15 protein-coding genes are annotated in these 22,760 nt (G+C 44.0%); 14 read left to right on the top strand and 1 reads right to left on the bottom strand.

Annotation, left to right across the window (positions count from 1 at the left end; all coding sequences use genetic code 11):
- Positions 1-13: 13 nt before the first annotated feature.
- The 14 genes from M2134_RS06640 to M2134_RS06575 all read left to right on the top strand — a co-directional run bounded on the left by M2134_RS06640 (position 14) and on the right by M2134_RS06575 (position 21,956).
- Positions 14-3,001 (top strand): TonB-dependent receptor, encoded by a 2,988-nt coding sequence (locus M2134_RS06640; protein ID WP_280750503.1) that lies wholly within the window; start codon positions 14-16, stop codon positions 2,999-3,001.
- A 20-nt stretch (positions 3,002-3,021) separates the two neighbouring features.
- Positions 3,022-4,665 (top strand): RagB/SusD family nutrient uptake outer membrane protein, encoded by a 1,644-nt coding sequence (locus M2134_RS06635; RefSeq protein WP_280750502.1) that lies wholly within the window; start codon positions 3,022-3,024, stop codon positions 4,663-4,665.
- A gap of 83 nt (positions 4,666-4,748) precedes the next feature.
- The gene (locus M2134_RS06630) at positions 4,749-7,133 is read left to right on the top strand and encodes a glycoside hydrolase family 31 protein (RefSeq protein WP_280750501.1); all 2,385 of its coding nucleotides are present in this window, start codon (positions 4,749-4,751) and stop codon (positions 7,131-7,133) included.
- A gap of 26 nt (positions 7,134-7,159) precedes the next feature.
- A complete protein-coding gene (locus tag M2134_RS06625; protein WP_280750608.1) occupies positions 7,160-8,518 on the top strand; it encodes a glycoside hydrolase family 43 protein in 1,359 nt (452 codons plus the stop codon).
- Between the two features lie 325 nt (positions 8,519-8,843).
- On the top strand, positions 8,844-9,206 hold the full coding sequence (gene trxA, locus M2134_RS06620; RefSeq protein WP_280750500.1) for a thioredoxin: 363 nt from the start codon (positions 8,844-8,846) through the stop codon (positions 9,204-9,206).
- An 11-nt stretch (positions 9,207-9,217) separates the two neighbouring features.
- Complete coding sequence (locus M2134_RS06615) at positions 9,218-9,598, top strand: MarR family transcriptional regulator (protein WP_280750499.1); 381 nt, start codon at positions 9,218-9,220, stop codon at positions 9,596-9,598.
- A 10-nt stretch (positions 9,599-9,608) separates the two neighbouring features.
- Entirely contained in the window at positions 9,609-12,059 is a 2,451-nt protein-coding gene (locus M2134_RS06610) for an FAD-dependent oxidoreductase (protein ID WP_280750498.1), read from the top strand.
- Between the two features lie 244 nt (positions 12,060-12,303).
- The gene (locus tag M2134_RS06605) at positions 12,304-13,185 is read left to right on the top strand and encodes a YjbH domain-containing protein (protein ID WP_280750607.1); all 882 of its coding nucleotides are present in this window, start codon (positions 12,304-12,306) and stop codon (positions 13,183-13,185) included.
- Positions 13,182-13,907, top strand: a complete 726-nt coding sequence (locus tag M2134_RS06600) for a YjbH domain-containing protein (RefSeq protein ID WP_280750497.1) — start codon at positions 13,182-13,184, stop codon at positions 13,905-13,907. The genes M2134_RS06605 and M2134_RS06600 overlap by 4 nt, the downstream gene beginning before the upstream one ends.
- 41 nt (positions 13,908-13,948) lie before the next feature.
- Positions 13,949-15,103, top strand: a complete 1,155-nt coding sequence (locus tag M2134_RS06595; protein WP_280750496.1) for a carboxypeptidase-like regulatory domain-containing protein — start codon at positions 13,949-13,951, stop codon at positions 15,101-15,103.
- 335 nt (positions 15,104-15,438) lie between these two features.
- Entirely contained in the window at positions 15,439-17,751 is a 2,313-nt protein-coding gene (locus tag M2134_RS06590; RefSeq protein WP_280750495.1) for a DEAD/DEAH box helicase family protein, read from the top strand.
- A 2-nt stretch (positions 17,752-17,753) separates the two neighbouring features.
- Positions 17,754-19,271: a class I SAM-dependent DNA methyltransferase gene (locus M2134_RS06585; protein WP_280750494.1), complete on the top strand. Its 1,518-nt coding sequence runs from the start codon at positions 17,754-17,756 to the stop codon at positions 19,269-19,271.
- Positions 19,272-19,320: 49 nt separating this feature from the next.
- On the top strand, positions 19,321-20,406 hold the full coding sequence (locus M2134_RS06580) for a PDDEXK nuclease domain-containing protein (protein WP_280750493.1): 1,086 nt from the start codon (positions 19,321-19,323) through the stop codon (positions 20,404-20,406).
- A gap of 2 nt (positions 20,407-20,408) precedes the next feature.
- A complete protein-coding gene (locus M2134_RS06575) occupies positions 20,409-21,956 on the top strand; it encodes a restriction endonuclease subunit S (protein ID WP_280750492.1) in 1,548 nt (515 codons plus the stop codon).
- Here M2134_RS06575 and M2134_RS06570 read toward each other — a convergent pair.
- Positions 21,939-22,754, bottom strand: a complete 816-nt coding sequence (locus M2134_RS06570) for a restriction endonuclease subunit S (RefSeq protein WP_280750490.1) — start codon at positions 22,752-22,754, stop codon at positions 21,939-21,941. The two genes, M2134_RS06575 and M2134_RS06570, sit on opposite strands and share 18 nt — an antisense overlap.
- Positions 22,755-22,760 lie beyond the last annotated feature (6 nt).

Here is a 22,760-nt window from a genome sequence, read left to right as displayed (position 1 = left end):
ATACTAATAGCAAATGAAACATTTTTCAAGCAAATTATTATTGTTATTTACATTAGCGTTAACTGTAAATATGGTACAGGCTGATGTATTACAGCAAGGACAGCAAGGGATTACAGTTACCGGGACAGTCTCGGATGAGTATGGGGAGCCTCTTCTGGGGGTAAGTATTGCTGTTAAGAAAACTACTTTAGGGAATATCAGTGATATGGATGGAAAATACTCCATTCAGGTGCCTAACCAGAATGCTGTATTGGTCTTTTCTTATGTAGGTTTCGTTTCACAAGAAATACCTGTTGGAAATCGACGGGAAATTAATGTAACATTAGCCGAAGATGTGATCGGCATGGAAGAGGTCGTAGTAATTGGTTACGGTACGATCAAAACCGCAGACGTTACCAGTTCGGTTGTTTCTGTTAAACCGGATAACTTTACGCAAGGAAGCGTGCGTGACGTCGGTCAATTGATTCAGGGGAAAGTAGCCGGGTTGATCATCAATACCACGAGTGGTGACCCATCCGGTAATTCCTCTATTCGCTTGAGGGGAAATACGACATTGAATGGTACCAGTACCAATCCGTTGATCCTGATCGATGGTGTTCCTGGTGACTTCAACACGGTTTCACCGGAAGATATCGAATCGGTAGACGTATTAAAAGATGGATCGGCCGCAGCTATTTATGGTACACGCGGTACAAATGGTGTGATCATTATAACCACTAAAAGAGCCAGTACCGATGTGCGTAGTCGCGTAGATTATTCAGGATATATCAGTACACAGTCGATCCGGAAAAAGACAGAAGTGCTTGACGCGGACGATTATCACCGATTGATCTCGGAGGGTGTGCTTGGTGCATCGCATGATTACGGCGGCAATACCAATTGGTTTGAAGAAATATCGAGAACACCGCTGATTCATAAGCATGACTTAACCATCAGAGGCGGAAGCCAGCAAACGAATTATTTGGCATCTGTTAATTACAGTAATTCGGAAGGTATTTTTAAGAAATCATATCGTGAAAGATTCAACGTTCGTGGCGATATGAACCACAAAATGTTTGATGGCAAATTGTTGTTAAATCTTGGTATCGTATCGCGTAATGATAACTCCAGCTCTTTCAACAGTGGCATCTATCGCATGGTCAATCAGTATCATCCTACAATCCCTTTGAAAGACGAGGATGGCAACTGGTATGAAGCAGGTATCTTTGAGGTTGAAAACCCTGTCTCCCGTATTATGGAACAGGATAACAACAGCCATTCCCAGCTTACACGTATCAACGGTACGATTACGTTTAAACCTATTGAAGGGTTAAATCTGCAAGCGTTGGTTTCTTATTCTAAATACAACTCGCAAGGCGGATCGTATGAAACCAGTAATCATATCTCTACCGTTCGTAACGGACGAAATGGTGTGGCATACCTTGATGCCAGCCAAAGTGTAGACAGGCTGGTGAACTTAACGGCTGAATACAAAAAAAGCTTCAAAGATCATATCGTTACACTGTTGGTAGGGTATAGCTATGAAGATACCGATTGGAGAAGTCAATCGATGAATAACTCCGATTTTGCGACCGATATATTTGGTCAGTATAATATTGGTTTGGCTGAAGCAGCCAAAAAGGGAACAACATTCTATGGCATGAGCAGTGGCAGAAGCCTGACGAACCTGATTGGTCTTTTCGGACGTGTGAACTACAATTATAAGAATCGCTACCTGTTGATGGCCAGTTTGCGTCGTGAGGGTGCCAGTCAGTTGTATGGCGCACAAGACCCATGGGGAACTTTCCCGGCTATTTCCGTTGGTTGGCGTTTGAAGGAAGAATCATTCCTGAAAGATGTATCGTTTATCAATGACTTGAAACTGCGTGCAGGATATGGTGTAACCGGAACTCAGCCTAACAGCTCGTTCCTGGGTGTGGCAACACTTCGTTATAGCGGAGCTGTATTTACTGATGGACAGTGGATCCAAACACTTGTTCCCGGACGTAATCCGAACCCACACTTAAGATGGGAAGAAAAGCATGAAACCAATATTGGTATCGACTATGCCTTCCTGAGAGGACGTTTGTCGGGTAGCGTTGACTATTATGTTCGGGTGATCGACGGATTGTTGTATGACTATACCGTACCGGTACCTCCCAACTTGGTAAATACGACGCGTGCCAATGTAGGTGAAATGAAAAATGAAGGGGTGGAAATATTAGTAAGAGGTATTCCGGTAAAAACGAAAGATCTTGAATGGAGTTCCGACCTGAATTTCTCTACCAATAAAAATAAGCTGGTTACGCTTTCCAATGACCTGTATGAACCACAAAACTCGTATATCACCGCGGGTGACGCTCAGATTCCTATCTATGGTCCTACCCATCGCTTGGATATCGGTGGCAAAATCGGTAATTTCTGGGGATATAAAGTGATTGATGTGGATAGTAACGGTAAGTGGATTTATGAAAGTCCTGAAACAGGGGAAGCCGTGGCTTATGACGACTTTGCTAAGGTGGACGAAAATAAAATGATTTTAGGAAACGGACTTCCTAAGTTCTATTTGAGCTGGAACAACTCATTGCGTTATAAGAACTTCGACCTTGCCATAACCATGCGTGGTGCTTTCGGATATGAGATCCTGAACTTCGAACGGATGTATTATGAAAATCCGAAAACACATTCACAGTACAACCGCTTGAAAACGGCATACGATCCGATCTTTGGTAAGGCTGTGTTAAATAGTGATCTGGACCTCGAGTACAACTCCTATTACATTGAGAAGGGTGACCACTGGAAAATCGATAACATCACATTGGGGTATACATTCAATACCAAGAAATGGAAATACATCGATCGACTCAGACTCTATGCTTCATCACTGAATACTTTTGTGTTCACCAACTATAAGGGTACCGACCCTGAAGTGAGTGCAAGCGGTCTTGCTCCCGGAAATGACAGCCGGGATAAATATCCGACGGTAAGAACGTTTACGTTTGGTCTTAATGTTAGTTTTTAATTATTTAATACGGAAAGAATATGAAACTATATAAATGTAAAAATTGGCTGACACTCTTGTTGATCGCACTTGTGAGCGGTGGATGTACAGAATTGTACGATACAAGTTATGGTGAAATAATCGCGGAGCAGTTTGAACCGACAGAAAAAGATATTCCTGCTCTTATTGGCTCTGCCTACACGCAATTGCGTGCCTCTATGCTCGATTTTGATGGCGTTTGGCGTTATCAGGAAATTACCGCCGACCAGGTGATTATACCTGCTCGTCCCAATGGCTGGGTAGATGGTGGTTTGTATAGACGTGCTCATGAACATTCTTGGACAGCAAGCGAAGGTTGGACTCGTGGACTCTGGACTCGTATATATCAAGGGATTACAAACTGTAACCGTTTGATCTATCAAATGGAATCCGGTTTCCTGCCTATCAAGGATCAGGAACTCTACAACTCCATGATTGCCGAGTTGAGAGTGACACGTGCCAGCTATTATTATCTGTTATGTGATCTTTTTGGAAACGTTCCTATTTCAACCAAGTTTGATATTCCGGACGGATTCTTACCGGAACAATCAACCAGAAAACAGGTATATGATTTCATTTTGGCAGAAATTACCGAATGTCTTCCTCTATTGTCCAGCAAGCGTGACCAGAGTACTTATGCACGTTTTAACGAATGGGCAGCCCGTACCCTGATGGCGAAAATGTATATCAACGCAGAAGTGTACACAGGCACGGCAGAATGGGAAAAATGTATTCAGCAATGTGACTTGATTATCAACTCGGGAGCTTACAAACTGGAAGCCAATCAGAAAAATGTTTTTGTGGCTGAGAACGAAAATTCGCCTGAGATTATTCTGGGATTGGCTGTAGACCCCAAATACACCACGTCATGGAACGCGTTCGACCACCATATGCAAACATTGCCTGCTGGTCTGCAATATAAATACGATATCACCATGGAACCTTGGGGTGGTATGTGTGCTATTCCGCAGTTTATCGACACATTCGATCCGGACGATAAGCGATACACAGAAAACTTTATTTATGGACCACAGTATGCGAAAAACGGAACGCCTATCCTAATTACAGTGGGTAGTGCGGAGTACAAAGGCAAGCAGATGGACTTTGTCAATGAGGTAAATAGCATTGCCCAGTCGGAACAACACCAGGGCATCCGCTTTATCAAGTATGATATTGCTCCTAATACATCCAACTGTCTGGAAAATGACTTTGTTCTTTTCCGCTATGCCGATGTATTGATGATGAAAGCCGAATGTCTTTTGCGTACAGGCAAAGCCGACGAGGCTGCTGCGATTGTGACTGAAATACGTCAGCGGGCTTTCACCAATGCACCGGAAAAAGCCGTTGTTACGGGTGCGCAACTTATGGAAGGCAGTGTGTACGATTATGGCGTAAGAGACAACCGGGAAACGCCGGCGAATACGTTTGAAGGTGGCGCGGACATACAGTATGGTCGCTTCCTCGACGAATTGGCTTGGGAGTTCAACCAGGAAGGTCGTCGCCGTCAGGATTTGATCCGTTTTGGCGTGTTTACAAAGAAGTCTTGGTTCTCACATGAACCGAATGGTGATTACCGAACCCTTTTCCCGATACCTCAAAGGGAAATGGATGCGAATGGAAATCTGAAACAGAATCCGGGCTACTAATCGAAAGCAAAAGACCCTGGAGAAATTATTGAAACCTTCAGGGTCTTTTCTTCTCATTTTATAATATCAAATTATTTAGATTCATGAAGAAAGTGTTCTATCTTATTCTGTTGTTGGCGTTGTGTCAAGTGGGACAGGTCAATGCGCAAAGTTTTCAAAAAACATCCTCCGGAGTGAAAGCCTCCGTTAATGGTACGGATGTGGAAATCCAGTTTTATAATCCGTCTACTGTCCGGATCGTGAAAGCGCCGACAGGGTGGAATTATGAGAAGGAGAGTCTGTCGGTGATCGAAAAGCCACAGGCCGTGAAGTTGAGTGTTACGCAATCGGGGCAGGTGGTTCGGGTGAAGAGCCAGACTATCAGCGTTGCCTTCAATCTGACATCCGGCGAGATATCGTTTTCGGATGCGAAAGGAAAGGCTTTGTTGAACGAGAAGGGAGCTCCCACGTTCACCAACTTCAACGATGCCGGCGTAAAAACATTCAGTGTGGCTCAAGCCTTTCAGCTTGATACCGATGAAGCTATTTACGGCCTTGGTCAGTTACAAAATGGAAAAATGTCGCAGCGCGGCATCACCAAACGTCTTATACAGGGAAACGTAGAAGATGTGGTGACTTTCTTCCAGTCGGTAAAGGGTTATGGCCTGTTCTGGGATAACTATTCTCCCACTGTTTTTGCCGATAAACCCGAGGGAACCTCTTTCACCTCAGAGGTGGGCGACCTCGTCGACTACTACTTTATGTATGGCGGAAATGCCGATGGCGTTGTGGCTCAGATGCGCGCACTCACCGGTGATGTGCCTATGTTCCCGCTCTGGACCTATGGCTTCTTCCAAAGCAAGGAGCGTTATAAGAGCCAGAACGAAACAGTTGGCGTAGTGCGTAGATACCGCGAACTGGGTGTTCCCCTCGATGGCATCATCCAGGACTGGCAGTATTGGGGAAGCAACTACCTGTGGAACGCGATGGAATTCCTGAATGAAGAGTTCCCGAATCCTAAGAAAATGATGAGCGATATCCACGGCATGAATGCTAAAATGGTTATCTCGATCTGGTCATCGTTCGGACCGCAAACCAAACAGTACCGGGCTATGGCGCCGAAGAATATGCTGTTGGATATGGGCACCTGGCCACAGTCTGGCTTAAGCAGTTGGCCCCCAAACCGCGAATACCCCTCCAGCGTGAAACCTTACGATGCTTACCACCCGGAAGCACGTGATATCTATTGGGATCACCTGAATAAAGGGCTCTTCTCATTGGGTATGGACGGCTGGTGGATGGACTCGACAGAGCCTGACCACCTGGATGCTAAACCTGAAGACATGGATAATCAAACCTATTTGGGTTCATTCCGTAAGGTGCGCAATGCTTATCCGCTTATGGCAGTGGGTGGCGTGTATGATCACCAGCGAGCTACCTCTTCCGATAAGCGTGTGTTTATTCTGACTCGTTCGGCCTTTGCCGGTCAGCAACGTTATGGTGCTAACACCTGGACGGGTGACGTGCAGGCAACCTGGAAGGACTTGGCTCATCAGGTAACGGCCGGATTGAACTTCTCGCTTTGTGGTATTCCTCACTGGAATAGTGATATCGGTGGTTTCTTCCTGGGAAGCTATCCGCGCAAGCTGCAAGACCCGGGTTATCACGAATTGTTCGTTCGCTGGATGCAGTTCGGAACCTTTAATCCGATGATGCGTTCGCACGGCGCCGATGCTCCGCGTGAGATCTGGCAGTTCGGACAAAAAGGCGAGCGGATTTACGATGCGATCGAGAAGTATATCAACCTGCGCTATAGCCTGTTGCCCTATATTTATTCTATGTCATGGGACGTGACGGCTAACCGCTCCAGTATGATGCGCGCGCTTATGATGGATTTCAAAGACGACAAAAAAGCATGGGATATTAACGACCAGTTTATGTTTGGTAAATCCCTGTTGGTTTGTCCGGTGGTGAATCCGATGTATACCCAGGAAACAGGCAGTGGCCGCAATCTGGTTCGGACGACTGACTATTCCAATGCAAAATCAAGAAGCATCTATTTGCCTGAAGGCACACAGTGGTATGACTTCTGGACCAATGAAAAGCTCCAGGGTGGACAAACCATTGAGCGCGAAGCACCGATAGAGATAATCCCCTTGTATGTGAAGGCGGGTACTATTCTCCCCATCGGTCCCCAAGTGCAGTATGCTACTGAAAAGGCATGGGATATGCTGGAATTGAAGGTATATGCCGGAGCAAACGGTAGTTTCGTGCTTTACGAAGATGAATTTGATAACTACAACTACGAACAAGGTGCCTACACCGAGATACCTATTACCTGGGATAATGCTTCACGCAAACTGACCATCGGCGCGCGTAAAGGGGCGTACGAAGGCATGCTGAAAACCAGAATATTTACGGTTACGCTTCAAGACGGAACGAAAAAAGCCGTAAATTACGCAGGTAAAAAAGTAGTAGTAACATTTTAACTGTAAAAGAAATGAGTAAAACCCTAATGAATGGTGCTTTCGCACTGTTGTTCTTTGCCTTGTTCCCGCTTATGCCCCTTCAGGCTCAAAACCGCCCGGTGGTGCAGACCAGCTTCACCGCTGATCCGGCACCCTTGGTACATAACGGAACGGTCTATCTGTTTACCGGTCATGATGAAGACGACGCTCCTCCGGGACAGAGTCGCTTTCTGATGAAGGAATGGCTGCTTTATAGCAGTACCGATATGGTCAATTGGACCGATCATGGCGCGGTGGCTTCCTTGAAGGATTTTGCCTGGTTGGAAAACCATGAAAACGGTGCCTGGGCCTCTCAATGTGTGGAACGGGATGGGAAGTTTTACTTCTATTGTTCGACGCCCGGAGGATCCGGTATGGGTGTGTTGGTGGCCGATTCGCCTTTCGGTCCTTTCAAAGACCCGATCGGGAAGCCTTTGATCAAGAATAGCCATGAAGATATCGACCCTTCGGTGTTTGTCGATGACGACGGGCAGGCGTATATCTATTGGGGGAATCCCAATCTTTGGTATGCCAAACTGAACGATGATATGATCTCCCTTTCCGGCGATATCATCAAAGACCCGTTGGTGCGCAAGGTAAAGGATCAGCCCGATCCATATCATTTCCAGGAAGGTCCTTGGGCCTATAAGCGGGGTGACCATTATTATATGGCTTACGCCAGTACCTGTTGTCCTGAAGGTATGGGATATGCCATGGGGCCGACAGCGGTAGGTCCCTGGGAGTTTAAGGGGTATATCATGCCGCCCGATCGCCGGGCAACAGGCAATCACCCGGGAATCATCGATTACAAAGGGAAGACCTATGTGTTCGGTTTCAATTTCTGGTTGAATTTCCGACAGACAGAAAAGCACCATGAACGGCGTTCGGTTTGCGTGGCGGAGATAACGTTTAATCCGGACGGCACCATACAAGAGCTTCCCTGGTGGGAAGAGGGTACGCCTGTCGATCCGGTAGAAACCTTGGATCCCTATACGCGTACGGAGGCAGAGACCATCGCTTGGAGCGAAGGACTTAAAACAAAGCGAAGTGCGGCTGGTGGAATCTATGTGACCTCTGTGCATATCAACGACTACATCCGAGTGCGGGAAGTTGATTTCAAAAAAGGGGCGAATAGCTTCGAAGTCAGTGCCGCTTCTGTTTCCGGCGGGAAGATTGAAATACGGCTGGGGAATATTGACGGGCAGCTATTGGGCGTTTGCGATATCAACCCTACCGGTGGCGCGGAAACCTGGAAAACCTTTACCACAAAGGTGAAAAAGGTGAAAGGCGTACACGACCTCTATTTTGTCTTCAAAGGCGGCGAAGGCGAATTGTTTAATCTGGATTATTGGCGATTTATTAAATAACTTTTTCCTTTACTCACGATAGGGGGGAGCTCAAAAGGCTCCCCTTTTTTTGTGTGTTTTCAGGCTTTGAAAAAATTCTCACCCGCATGAGAATTTTTTCTCATGCGGGTGAGAATAAAAAAATACCCTGTTCTGCGTGCTTGCCGAAGGCAGAGAAATCGGCCTTTTATGTGAGGGTTTTCCATTACTTCCACTACCTTTTATGGATAAATTAGCAACAATTTCCTTCGGATATTTGTTCCATTGGAAAATAGTTTGTATCTTTGTCCTGTCATAACGAAAGAGACTAGACAAAAAACAGTATAAATCATAAAAAGGAAATACAATGAAAACGATTCATTTGACAAAAACAGATTTTTTGAGTAAGGTGGCTAATTATGAAGCCAATCCAACGGAGTGGAAATATTTAGGTGATAAACCGGCTATCATTGACTTTTATGCCTCTTGGTGTGGTCCCTGTAAGATGATTGCGCCGATTTTAGAAGAGTTGGCCGCTGAATATGGCGATAGTCTTTATATCTATAAGATCGATACAGAGGCGGAACAGGAGTTGGCCGCAGCTTTTGATATTCGCTCCATACCCACGCTTTTGTTTGTGCCCATGGAGGGTGCTCCGCAGATGGCGCAGGGCGCGATGTCTAAATCGATGTTCAAAGAGGCTATCGAGAGTGTTTTGTTGAAAAAATAGCCTATCATCTTATGTCAGAAAAAAATATAGACGCAAGAGAAGAGCCCCTCTGCCGGATACGTGATATTTACCGGGCGATCAGTGATTTCGAGGTGGAGTTTGCCGACCGCTATGGCGTAAAACTCAACGAAGGAATGCTGCTGTGCTCCCTGAAAACCATGGGGCAATGCTCCTCGGGTCGAATAGCCGAGCTATTGGGGCTCAGTCTGTCGAACGCATCGAAGGTCATCCTGTCGGCCGAAAAAAAGGGTTTGGTGGAGCGTATTGTTGGAAAAGAGGATAAGCGGCAAATGCTTTTCCTGCTCACCGAAGAGGGTAAAAAATGTATTGAATCGATCAAGTGTGAATCGAACGCGATGCTCGAATTAATCTCGAAGATAAAAGAAATATAACCGTAAGAAAATGAAATATCTAGTTGTAGGAGGGGTAGCCGGTGGTGCTACCGCAGCAGCGCGTATACGCAGAAACGATGAGTCGGCAGCGATCGTTTTGTTTGAAAAAGGCAAGTATATCTCTTATGCCAATTGTGGATTGCCCTATTATATTGGTGGTACCATACCCGAGCGCGACGCTCTTTTTCTGCAAACGCCCGAGTCGTTCGGCACGCGATTCAATGTTGATGTCCGTGTTGAAAATGAGGTGATCCTGATTGATGCTCCGGCGAAAACGATCACCGTCCGCCGCCAAGACGGAAGCGAATACGTGGAGAATTATGACAAATTGTTGTTGTCGCCCGGAGCCACCCCGGTGCGTCCTCCCTTACCGGGCATCGATAGCGAAGGAATCTTCACCCTGCGCGATGTGGCGGATACCGATCGTATTAAAACGTATATGACAAGCCATGCTATTCGTCGCGCGGTAGTGGTCGGTGCCGGTTTTATCGGCCTGGAGATGGCGGAGAACCTGCATCATGCCGGAGCAGAGGTGTCGATCGTAGAAATGGCTAATCAGGTGATGGCTCCGATTGATTTTTCGATGGCGACACAGGTACACCAGCATCTTCTGCAAAAAGGGGTGCGGCTATATCTGGAACAGAGCGTCGAAAAATTCACGAAGCGGGGGAAGCAGATCGATGTGCATTTCAAAAGCGGTCAGGTGCTGGAAGCCGATATGGTGATTCTTTCGATCGGTGTGCGCCCTGCCATTGCGTTGGCGAAAGCCGCCGGTTTGACGATTGGTGAAGCCGGAGGGATTTGGGTCGATGAGTATCTGCAAACGTCGGTGACTGATATTTATGCCGTGGGCGATGCGATTGAATTTCCCCATCCGTTGACAGGCAAGCCCTGGCTCAATTACCTGGCTAACCCGGCCAATCGCCAGGGACGCATCGTGGCCGACAATATGGTGTTGGGCCATAACACCCCCTATGAAGGATCCATAGGTACTTCGATTGCCAAGGTGTTTGATATGACGGTGGCATCCACGGGGCTTGCAGCCAAACGCCTGAAGCAGTTCGATATGCCTTATCGTAGTTCGTGGACCCATTCCGGATCGCATGCCGGTTATTACCCCGATGCCTTGCCGTTGAGTCTTAAGGTGACGTTCGATCCGCAAACCGGAAAGCTCTACGGTGCGCAGGGCGTGGGCTACGACGGGGTTGATAAGCGTATCGACCAGATAGCGCTGTTGATAAAAAAGGGCGGAACGGTGTATGATTTGATGGAGGTGGAGCATGCCTACGCGCCACCATTCTCGTCGGCCAAAGACCCGATCGCGATCGCGGGTTATGTGGCAGGCAATATCCTCAACGCGACCATGTCGGCGATTACCTGGCGTGAGATGCGTGATGCCGATCCGCAGGCGATAACAATACTCGATGTGCGCACCGCTGATGAATATGCGATGGGCATGATTCCCGGAGCTGTAAATATCCCCCTCGATGAGTTGCGCGAGCGACTGACGGAGCTGCCGACCGATAAAGATATTTATCTCTATTGCGCTGTCGGGCTGCGGGGTTATCTGGCTACCAAGATACTGAGGGCAAACGGATATACGCGGGTGAAAAACCTCTCAGGCGGCTACAAAACCTATTCGGCAGCCGTTGCTCCGGTTGGCGACGCCTCACCCCTGATAATAAGCGATGCCGATGAAACGAATATAGATCAACAAACGGTGAAGAAAGAGATAAAGACGATACAAATAGATGCCTGCGGATTGCAGTGTCCGGGGCCGGTTTTGAAATTAAAGCAATCGATCGATGCCATGCAAATAGGCGACCGGCTCGAAATGACCGCTACCGATGCCGGGTTTGCCCGCGATGCTCAGGCCTGGTGTAACTCGACCGGAAATATCCTGCTGTCGAACCGGGAAACGCGTGGGAAATATACGGTGGTGATAGAAAAGGGAGGGGCGAAAGAGTGCCGGGTCGCTTCTACGTGTGATGCCAAAGATAAAACGCTGATTATGTTCAGTGATGATCTGGATAAAGCCCTGGCAACCTTTGTGCTTGCCAATGGCGCAGCGGCAACGGGTGGCAAGGTAACCCTGTTTTTTACCTTCTGGGGGCTTAATGTGATTAAGAAAGTCAAAAAAGAAAAGGTGAAAAAGGATCTCTTCGGCAAGATGTTTGGCATGATGCTGCCTTCCAGTTCGTTGAAGCTTAAATTGTCGAAGATGAATATGTTGGGCATTGGCAGTCGCATGATGCGTCATATCATGAAACAAAAAGGTATCGATTCGTTGGAGTCGTTGCGCCAACAGGCCATTGATCAGGGCGTTGAAATGATTGCTTGCCAGATGTCGATGGATGTCATGGGCGTGAAAAAGGAAGAACTGATCGACGGTGTCACCATCGGTGGAGTAGCCTCCTATATGGAACGAGCCGACCAAGCGAATGTGAATCTGTTTATTTGATGTATTAAACACAGCTTATTATCATCCTCTTTTTATATAATCGATATTCTTTTTTTTGATTAAATCCCAGTAGCAATTTATCGTTTTTTTATTTTATCTGATAATAATCTTTTTTTTGATTGTGTAGATACTAAATTTTACCTACTTTCGCACCGTTATACGTGTTGATTTGGTTTAATTTGTTCAGCGTCAGAAGAAAAAGTAAAAATTTCCGAGATATAATAGAAGAAGAGTAACTGTGAGAATCAATAAAAGACTTATCTTATTTATAGGGATAGGACTCGCCAGCCTGTTGGGTGCGCGGGGGCAATCTTTGCCATCGACCCGTTTGGATCTGTTTTCCGGTGTAGAGTTGAATTACCGCAACATACATCACAATAATCGGATCTATGACCTATTGATTAATCTGACTCCGGGTATTAAATGGTATTTGAAAGACGACTGGACGGTTGCTCTCCAAGGCTACATACCTATCTATAACCAGTATGGCGATCACTATAAAAGAGTGCGTCTGAATATGGCTGTCCTCTCCAAAGAAATTAGCGGATATAATCAGTATCTGAAGTTTAGCGGAGGACTGTTTAGTAACGAGCGCTATGGGTTGGATGTGAAGTGGATGTTTCCCGTTACCTCTTGGCTTGCATTGGATGCCCAATTGGGGTTAACCGGTTTTTGTTCCATGGCGGTTGGCTGGGAGAGTAGTCAGATGAAACGAGTTACCGGTTGGTTGGGAACAAAGGTTTATCTGGAAAAATACAACACCGAGTTTCGCTTGCGCGGGGGCAGGTATATCTATGAAGATTGGGGCGTGACGGGCGAATGTATGCGTCATTTCAAGCATTGCACGGTGGGGCTCTATGCGCAATACAGCGATAAAGGAAAAGAAAACGGTGGTTTCAAAATCATTATGATGATTCCTCCCTACACACGGAAAACCAAGAAGGTCAATTTCCGTCCGGCCTCTCACTTTCGTTTGACAAACAACTTCCAGGCGGATCCCTACATGATCCGAACCTACAACACCGACCCGGAAGAAAACGAACGGGAAGGCTATTTCAACCGCGAAAAGCTGTCATGGGGAAGCAACCGAATGGAACCGGATTTCAAGGAAGGAGGTATGCCATGAAACGTATGATAGGATGCATACTATTGCTTTTCCTCTGTGGCTTGCAGGGGTTGAAGGCACAACAGTATACCGGTATGACGGGACTGATCCACACACCGTCGGCCGAAATGAATGACGCGGGAACGGCCCGGATAGGTGCTCATTTCTTGCACGAAGCCTTTTCGCCGGCACCGATGGACTATCCCACCGGATCTTATTACTTGAATATCACGCCTTTTTCTTGGATAGAATTGGCCTACACCTGTACCCTTTTGAAAGGGGAGTCGGCGCCGGGCTATGAAGAAAAGATAGGATATACCCACCAGGATCGCTATTTCTCTTTGAAGCTACGTCCGTTGAAAGAGGGAAAATGGTGGCCGGCGATTGCCCTGGGTACGAATGACCCCATCGGTACCTACGGCACGAAAAAGGGAAGCCTCTATTTCTCCAACTTTTATGTGGCAGCCAGCAAGCGGGTGTATTTGGGAAGAAATGAACTGGCGGCTCATGTTGCCTGGCGAACATTCCGACGGGATTATAATGCTAAATGGGAAGGATTCACGGGCGGTCTTACTTTTCGTCCTGCTTTTGCTCCCAACCTGCGTGTTATCGCGGAATATACCGGCCATGAAGTAAACGTGGGCTTCGATTATTTGCTATGGAAACATTTTTTATTGCAAATTTCTTTTCAACAAGGAAAACAATTCTCGGGGGGTATTTGTTATCAATTAAACCTGTTTTAATTAATGCACTATAAATAATAAAAAAGAAAATGAAAAATTTTATGAAAAAGGGAGCTTGGCTCTCCTTATTGGCTGTCGTTGCCTTGTTGGTGACAGCTTGTGGCAAAGATGACCCTGACTATGAAGATGTGACTCCTCCAGAAGTAGAGGTTAAGCACAGCATTAGCGGACGCGTAACAGCTATGAGCGGAGATGGCCTGGTGGCAACGGTAACCATGGGCTCAGAGACAATAACAACAGCCGCAGACGGAACCTTCCTGTTTGAAGATGTAAAGGCAGGTACGCACACGTTGAAAGCGGAGGCTACAGGAAAACAATCCAAAGAGGGTAGTGTGACCATTGCCGGAGGAGAAAAAAGTGATAACCAGGTGTGGAGTGTTACTCTAAGCAATACGGGAACAGCCGTGAAGGTGAACGACGACGGTTCGGCTCAGGGAAATGTTGTTTCCGAAACAACCAAAGGAAACGAAGCCGCTAAGGTTGACGTGGAGATTGAAGCTCCCGCAGGCGCTGTGCCGGCCGGAAAAACAATTATTACCACTCCGCTTTACGCGTTGCAGGATGCGACCAAAGCGACAGAATCTGTCTTGTTGATCGGTACAGACCTTACCTGCTCTGATCCGGCTGTTACTCTGGCAAAGCCTATTCAGATGATCTACGACCTGGAACCGGCCGTAGCTGCCGTAGTTCGGGTACAGAAGCTGGTTGGTGGCCAATGGGTGAATGCTACATTTAGTGTAGACGGAGGAAAAGTAATGGTTACTGTTGATGAGTTTACCTCTTATATCCTGTTTTTCGATGTGAACATAACCTCTTCAACCTCTTCGGAAGCTTTGTCTTTCAATCCGGGCAACTGGGATAATCTGTTTGGTAGCAATGATATGGCCGTTTCAGCCGCCACTTACAGCTTTAAGATCGGGACTGAAATTACCACCGTATCTGCATCAAGCCGTACAGCCGCTTACCTGAAAGAGATTCTGGCACGTCGTGCCGGCGCCGGTTATATGACCGCTTCGGGTACTTATCAGGTGAATGTTACCCTTCCGATAGGAACCGCGTTGACTGTTAGCGGATCTCAGTCTGTACAGACCTTGAAAGCTACAGCCTTGGGAGAAACAGCTACCGGCAAACAATATGGAAATGTAACGGTTAGCGCCAATACATACAACCGCAACCATACCGGAGGAAGCAACTAACACACAAAAGCGTATCCAATACGCCTATCATAGTTTAGAAATCCCCTTATCGATCTTGCTTTTTTACGAAAGAGCGGATAGATAAGGGGATTTTTCGTGACCGGTTATTTATTGACAGATCTTATTTATGCACTAAAATTGCCTGTTTTAGCCAAAATGCAACTGCGTTTTTACTTCCTAATAATTATTATCATCGGAAGTTGCTCCCCTCAGATAAATTCTATAAATTTGCTCTCCGATAAAAATATTTCCCCCTAATGACATAGCCAATGCCCTTAATGTTGATGTAAAAGATTTGATAGTCAGTAGTAACAAATCATAAATAACTTATTGTCATGGAGGTAAACAAGAAAGAACTTAAAGAACAAGAGATACGCACTCTGTTCATTACTCCTGCACTCCAACAAAAAGGGTGGGCAGTAAGCGTTAATATGCGTGAAGAGTATTATTTTACGGATGGTCGGGTTCTTGTTGTCGGTAATCAACACTCAGTCGCAGAGGGTAAAAAAGCTGATTACCTATTGTATCACAAAGGTAAGCCCATCGCTGTGGTTGAAGCAAAAGATAATAAACACGCTGTTGGAAGTGGTATGCAACAAGCGATGGATTATGCTCTAATCCTTGATTTGAAATTCGCATATTCCAGTAATGGTGATGCTTTCTTGGAACATGACTTTATAACAGGTAAAGAAACCGAGATTAAGTTGGAGGACTTCCCGACAGAAGAAGAACTATATAATCGCTATCTTACATCCAAAAACTATACATCGGATGAACTTAGCATCATAGAAACTCCATTCTATTATGATGCCCATAGCCATGAACCAAGATATTACCAACGTATCGCAGTAGACCGCACTGTTGAAGCCATAGCAAAGGGACAACAACGTGTGCTAGTGGTAATGGCTACAGGTACTGGTAAAACTTTTACGGCATTCCAAATTATTCATAGACTCCATAAGAGCGGAGCAAAGAAGAAAATCCTCTATCTTGCAGACCGCAATATCCTCATAGACCAGACAATGGCACAGGATTTTAAGCCATTCAAGAAAGTTATGACTAAGATAACTTCTGTTGGAGAGGGTGAAGAAAAGATTGATTCGTCGTATGAGGTGTATATGGCTCTGTATCACCAGTTAGTTGGAAAAGAGGGCAAGCCCGACCCATTCTTAGAGGTTCAGTCCAATTTCTTCGACCTGATTATTGTTGATGAGTGCCATCGTGGAAGTGCTAAGGATGACTCTGCATGGCGCAAGGTGTTGGAATATTTCAATACGGCTACTCAAATCGGTATGACAGCCACTCCTAAAGCTGATGAGGGGGCGAATAATCTTGATTATTTCGGTGAACCAGTGTACACTTACTCACTTCTTCAAGGCATCAACGACGGTTTTTTGGCTCCCTATAGGGTTACTGCCGACTTTATCAATATTGACCTGCAAGGCTGGACTCCGGAAGAGGGTGAGGTTGATTTGTTAGGCAAGGAAATTGAGCAGAAATTATATCAAAGACAAAATATAGGTCGTGATATCGCCATTAAGTCAAGACGCAAGATTGTAGCAAACAGAATCACCAAAATGTTGTATGATATTGGTCGTATGACAAAGACGATCGTATTCTGTTCTGATATAGATGAAGCAGCTGAAATGCGAACTCTACTCATCAATATGAATAGTGATTTATGCAAGAAATTACCTTACTATGTAACACGTATTGTCGGTGAAGATAAAGAGGGTAAGAAACAATTGGACAACTTTATCAGTGTGGATGAGCCTTATCCGGTGATTGTAACCACCTCCGAACTTCTTTCTACCGGTGTGGACTGTAAGACTTGTGGCTTAATCGTCATAGATAAAGAAATAGGGTCTATGACTGAATTTAAGCAAATTATAGGGCGTGGCACACGTCTTAGAAAAGATAAAGGTAAGTGGCATCTGGAAATTCTTGATTTCCGTAATGCTACGGCAAAATTTAAAGATCCCGCATTCGATGGTGATCCTGAACCTCCTAAAGGAGGTGGTAAAAAAGGCAAACCATACAAATTTATTGATGATAATCCATCATCGTCTGACCCCCATGAAAAATATATTATCAATGGAGAGGATATTCGTATCGCTCACGAGATCGTATCTGTATTGGATGAAGATGGGAAGACAATGAAAACTGAAAGTGTTCAATCGTTCGCAAGAACGCAGTTGTTACGTCATTACCAAAGTCTGGATGTTTTTATACAGACATGGACGGAAGCGGAACGCAAGCAAACTATAATGGATGAATTAAAGGAATATGCAATCCTAATAGACGCCGTTCGCGAATCAAATCCGACATTAAAAGATGCCGACATATTTGATGTGATATGCCATGTTGCATTTGATCAACCTCCATTGACAAGAAAAGAGAGAGCAAACAATGTGAAGAAGCGCAACTACTTTGGGAGGTATGAAGGTAAAGCTCGTGAAGTATTGGAGGCTCTTCTTGAAAAATACGCGGAGAATGGTATTCTCGATTTTGAAAAGGCAAACATTCTAGAGATACCTCCATTCAATAGCATAGGTAAACCAACTAAAATTATAAAACTATTTGGTAGTATTTCCGGTTATGAGCAAGCTATCAGGGAATTAGAACATCAGATATATAAAACGGCATAAAAATGGCAGTAAATAATATTATAAAGCGAATCCAGAATATCATGCGTCAGGATGCTGGTATCAATGGTGACGCACAGAGAATTGAACAAATGACTTGGATGTTCTTCTTGAAAGTTTACGACACTCAGGAAGAAACATGGGAGTACAAAGCATTCAGAGATGGTAAAATATATCAATCTATAATTCCTGAAGATTTGCGTTGGCGTAATTGGGCGATAGACGAAAAAGACGGTGAAGCATTAACAGGTGAGACACTACTCTCTTTCGTCAATGAAAAACTGTTTCCTGCGTTGAAGAATCTTCCCGTAGATGCCAATACACCACGAGCTAAGAGTATTGTTCAGGAAACATTTGCTGATTTGAACCAGTACATGAAGAATGGAACGCTTTTGCGTCAGGTGGTTAATATTGTAAATGAGATTGAATTTGATGATGCTGACGACCGTCATACATTTGGAGATATTTACGAAGGTATTTTAAAAGACCTACAATCGGCAGGGAATGCAGGGGAGTTCTATACGCCGCGTGCTTTGACTGATTTTATCGTAATGATGCTTGATCCGAAATTGGGTGAGACTTTTGGTGACTTCACCAGTGGTACAGGAGGCTTCCTTACTTCTGCTCTTAATTATATGGGAAAGAGTGTGCGTTCAGCCGAAGATGGAGAAAAGCTACAAAACGCTGTGGTTGGTCAGGAATGGAAGCCGTTACCCTATCTTTTGAGCATCACAAACTTACTGCTTCACGATGTTGAAGCTCCCAATATAGCAAATTGTGATTCGCTTGGAACAAATGTAGCAGATTTCAAAGAAACCGATAAGGTTGATGTTATCGGTATGAACCCTCCGTATGGCGGCAGCACGGAAGATAGCGTAAAGAGCAATTTCCCATTGCGCTACCGTTCAAGTGAAACGGCGGATTTGTTTATAGCACTTATCATGTACCGTCTTAAAGCAGGTGGCAGGTGTGGTGTGATTATTCCTGATGGTTTCTTGTTTGGTACGGACGGAGCAAAACTTGCGCTTAAAGAAAATCTTCTGCGCAAGTTCAATTTACATACTGTCATACGTTTACCAGGGTCTATCTTCTCTCCATACACTTCTATTGCAACCAACATTCTTTTCTTTAACAATGAGGAGGCAGAGGGTTGTAAAGAAGGATTCAGGACTAAAGAAACATGGTTCTACCGGCTCGACATGCCGGAAGGATATAAGCACTTCTCAAAAACCAAACCAATGAAGGTTGAGCACACTCAGCCTATTCAGGAATGGTGGAATGATCGAAAAGAAATCATAAGTAACGAAACGGGAGAAAAGAGCCGTGTATTTACTGCTCAACAGCTACTCGACTTGGATTGTAATTTTGACCAATGCAAATTTCCCAAAGAGGAAGAAGAAATATTGCCTCCGGCAGAATTGCTCAAACAATATTTTGAGAAACGTGCTGCACTTGATCATGAAATAGACAAAACACTTTCTGAGATTCAAAAAATTCTTGGTATAGATATAAAAATCGTGTAACAAAAACAAGATTTGGTACGCATGCGTACCAAATGCAAAATATGGAGCAATGGCAAAAAAGAAGGATATGCTTCCAGTGAATATAGATATTTTGTTTAACGATGTAAGAGATATCATCAATCAAGGCATCGGCCAGAGTGTGCATCTTGTTCACTCTATTGCTTGTATGACTTATTGGAAGATAGGACAGCGTATAATAGAAGATGAGCAGCAGGGGGAACGACGCGCTGAATATGGAAAGCAAGTACTTAAAAAGCTGGCAGAACGCCTTACTGATGAGTATGGTGAAAATGATAACTATTCTACCAGAGACCTACGCAATTATCGGCAGTTTTTCCTGACTTTCAATGATTTTCCAAAATGGTACGCACGCGTACCAAATCTTACGTGGACACATTATCGCTCTTTGTTGAGAGTGAATGATGTTGAAGCCCGTATGTGGTACATCAATGAAGCAAACGCTGAAACTTGGACAACTCGTACACTTGACCGCAATATCAATTCGCAATATTATTTCCGGTTATTGCAGTCGTCTGATAAAAAAGAGGTGGTTAAGGAGATGAAAGCGAATACATTCATGTATCAGAAGGACAAATTTGAGTTTATCAAGAATCCAGTCATAGCCGAGTTTTTGGGCTTCGGTAAGAAAAACAACTATATCGAATCTAAATTAGAAACAGCCATTATAAACCATTTGCAGAAATTTATAATGGAATTGGGAAAAGGCTATGCGTTTGTCGCTCGACAACAACTTATTCGCACAGATCTCAATGATTATTACATTGATTTGGTTTTCTACAACTATATTCTGAAATTTTTCTTGTTGGTTGACTTGAAAACGACAGAAATCACGCATCAAGACATAGGTCAGATGGATATGTACATTCGTATGTACGATGAGTTAAAATGTACGGAAGGAGATAACCCAACTATTGGCTTGTTGCTTTGTGCTGAAACTAGCAATGATTTGGCGCAGTATAGCGTTCTTCATGACAACGACCAACTGTTTGCTGCCAAATATCTCACTTATCTGCCTAAGAAAGAAGATTTGTTGGCGGAAATCGAGCGACAAAAAGAGTTCTTTGAACTTCAAGCGGGAAAGCGTGAATCAGACTCCGAATTAAACGAAGACTAACAATGAATGGAAAACAGTTAAAAAACAGCATACTCCAATGGGCGATACAGGGAAAACTTGTACCACAAGACCCTAATGACGAACCGGCATCAGTACTTCTTGAACGAATTAGAGAAGAGAAAGCAAAACTGGTTAAGGAGAAAAAAATCAAAAAAGATAAGAACGAATCAATCATTTACCGTGGTGACGATAATTCCTATTATGAGAAGTTTGTGGCTACAGAAGAGGTAAAATGTATTGACGAGGAGATTCCGTTTGAGATACCTGAGGGGTGGGAATGGTGTAGATTCTCAAGCATATACAAAACACTAACAGACGGTACACATTCAACTCCACATTACACTGAAACTGGCGTGCCTTTTTTGTCTGTTAAAGATATGAGTAACGGAAGTTTAAATTTCAATAATACAAAGTTCATTACAGAATCAGAGCATTTAGAACTATCCAAAAGATGTCATCCTCAGAAAGGAGATCTTTTGCTTTCCAAGGTCGGAACTACGGGAATACCATTGATCATCGATTCCGATAAAGAGTTTAGTATATTTGTTAGCTTAGCTTTAATTAAATTCACCTCTGTCTCAGTTGACAAACGATTTCTTATACATTTAATCAACAGCCCGTTAGTGCAGAATCAGGTACAAGAAAACACACGTGGAGTTGGCAATAAAAACTGGGTATTAACAGCGATCGCAAATACACTGATGTTGCTTCCCCCATTAAACGAGCAATTAAGAATTACTGATAAAATTGACGAGCTAACTCCTATCATATCTAAATATTCGATATCTCAACAAAGATTAGAAAAACTGAATGATGCAATTTTCGACAAACTCAAAAAATCCATCCTACAAGAGGCAATTCAAGGAATACTTGTACCTCAAATTGAAGATGAAGGCACCGCCCAAGAACTGCTTACACAGATAAGGCAAGAGAAACAAAAACTCGTCAAAGAGGGCAAGCTCAAGAAGTCTGCTTTGATCGACTCTGTCATATTCCGTGGTGACGATAACAAGTACTATGAGAATGACAGTAAAAGAATACTTTGTATAGATGACGAGATTCCATTTAATATACCTGACAATTGGGCATGGATGAGGCTTGGTTGTTGCATCAAGCTTTTGTCAGGAAGAGACTTAGATCCATATCAATACAATGCGAATCACCAAGGGATTCCCTACATAACAGGTGCTAGTAATTTCTTTGATGGAAATATTTTGGTAAACCGATGGACTGAAAATCCCATCACGATTGCCCCCCAAGGAGCATTATTAATAACTTGCAAGGGTACTATTGGCGCAATGGCTTTTAACAATATTGGTAATATTCATATAGCCAGACAAGTAATGGCAATTGAGTCATACGAGGTTAATCTGCTGTATATTAGGTATTATCTGCAAAGTGGTTTAAATGATATTGAGAAGAAAGCTAAGAGCATGATCCCCGGCATATCAAGAGAAACTGTGACAGATATCCTTTTTCCTATGCCACCATTACTAGAACAGGAGCGTATCGTTTATAGAATAAATCAACTATTACAATTGATTAAATAACCTTTTTATTTGAGCAACTATGCGTTGTTGCTCAAATAGTGGCGGTAATGGTACGTATAAATTATTCAATGCAGTTTGTGCAAAATGCTTTATGGTCATACCTTTACTTTTTTTATCCAAGACACCTAACGCTTTATAGTATTGAAGGACATACAGAAAGTATTGAGGCATTATCCCTTTGCTAAAACGTACTCGGTGAAGAGCGTTTTGATAGTACATCTTTTCCTCTTTGTCCCATATTGCCGTTCTTCCAATATCTCCTCCTTCACATATTAAGAGGTCTCCTTTTTTGAGACTGTATTTTTCTTTCTCCATATCAGTAAACAGTGTCTTTTTTACGATAGATAGGTCAATCTTATCCCAATATACATTAATTGAGCACAAATATGGAACAGAAGTTCCTATATTCTTTCCTCCATCCAGAGTCTTTCCTAATTCACTCGTAGCTATCGATCTCAAACGACACCATTCCCAAGAATTGGGAATATCAAACTCTAATTCACTTGAAATATCAATAACATTTCCTTCTATCTGCTCATAGTACTTGTTATCGTCACCTTTAAAGATAATGGAATCGTATTTATTTGCTTTGATTTTCTTTTCTTTGACAAGACGATTTTTCTCTTCTCTAATACGCTCAAGCAGAATTGAAGCTGGTTCATCAGTAGGATCTTGAGGAACCAACTTGCCTTGAATAGCTTCTTGTAGAATTGACTTTTGTAAATTTCGTGACAATGACAAATCAAGTCCTGCTCTGTCTGCTAAAAGTTTATTTAATTTTTGAGATAATGTGTACATCGCTTT

It is taken from the genome of Parabacteroides sp. PM6-13 (assembly GCF_029892605.1).
In the GTDB taxonomy this organism is placed as follows: domain Bacteria; phylum Bacteroidota; class Bacteroidia; order Bacteroidales; family Tannerellaceae; genus QVMG01.
The sequence above is the reverse complement of the archived record's forward strand: the minus strand, read 5'-3'. Positions and strand labels throughout refer to the sequence as shown.